This is a genomic window from Salipiger sp. HF18, from assembly GCF_011806505.1.
GTDB lineage: Bacteria > Pseudomonadota > Alphaproteobacteria > Rhodobacterales > Rhodobacteraceae > Salipiger > Salipiger thiooxidans.
The window spans coordinates 1-946 of sequence record NZ_JAATOS010000859.1 but is presented as its reverse complement, the minus strand read 5'-3'; the positions used below and the strand labels follow the sequence as shown (position 1 = coordinate 946).

The window sequence follows — 946 nt, the reverse complement described above, 5'->3', positions numbered from 1 at the left end:
CATGGCCCTCGTCGACGATGGCCACCAGCGTGCGCCGCTCGATCTCGGTCATGCGGTGGGCCGACAGCGCCGCAAGCGCGCTCTCGACCTCGCCCGCCGCCTCGAAGAGTTCGGCCAGGTCCTCAGGCGCCATGCGCCGGACCACGAAGGCCCGCCGGGCACCGCGCTCGGCAAGGTTGGCCTGCTCGAGCCGGTGCAGCGCCTCGCGCACCGGTGTGCGCGACACGCCGAACTGTTCCGCCAGCGCCTGCTCGACCAGCGGCTCGCCCGGGGCCATCCGGCCGGCCACGATGCCGTCGACCAGGGTCTCGTAGATGTTCTCTGCCGTGCGAATAGTCACCGGTCGCCCGCTCTCGCAGTTTGATGCACTTTTATCTTGCATATGTATACATGTTCTTTCAAGTTGAATTCATAACAACGGCGACCTTGGAGGAGAATTCGACCGTAAAAACGCCTCGGAACCAGCCGGGGTGCAGCGAGATCCGGAGCCAACCGGACCGCTGAAAGGCACTGGCCTCGTTGAAGAAAAAAGGGAGGAGACCATGCCAACAGGAGAGTACGACACATGACGGGAATCGACCACAAGAAGGTCCTCGCCCAACGCCTTTCGGCACGACTCGGACGCCGCGCGGTCCTCAAGGGGATGGGCGCAGGCCTGCTCACCGCGACCGCTGCAAGCGGCGTGCCGGGCATTGCACGTGCCCAGCAGAGCGGTCACCTCAAGATCGCCTCGATCAAGGTCATCGACACCCTCGATCCGCATTTCACCGGGTTCCTCTCGGCGATCCAGATCATCAACAACATCCACAACGGCCTGCTCAAGATCGTTTATGACGGCGAGAATGTCACCTTCGAGCCGGACCTCGCCGAAAGCTGGGATCTCGAGGACGACAAGACGCACGTCTTCAAACTGCGCGAAGGCGTGATGTTCCATGACGGCACGCCC

At 63.2% G+C, this 946-nt stretch carries 2 protein-coding genes; one reads left to right on the top strand and one right to left on the bottom strand.

The window, feature by feature from the left end; genetic code table 11:
* Nucleotides 1-340, bottom strand: a 340-nt coding sequence (locus HC022_RS27560) for a GntR family transcriptional regulator (protein ID WP_368484894.1), incomplete at its 3' end; no start/stop codon positions are given.
* Nucleotides 341-565: 225 nt separating this feature from the next.
* On the opposite strand from HC022_RS27560, the gene HC022_RS27555 reads away from it, so the two are divergent.
* A partial coding sequence (locus HC022_RS27555) for an ABC transporter substrate-binding protein (protein ID WP_368484893.1) occupies nucleotides 566-946 on the top strand: 381 nt, incomplete at its 3' end.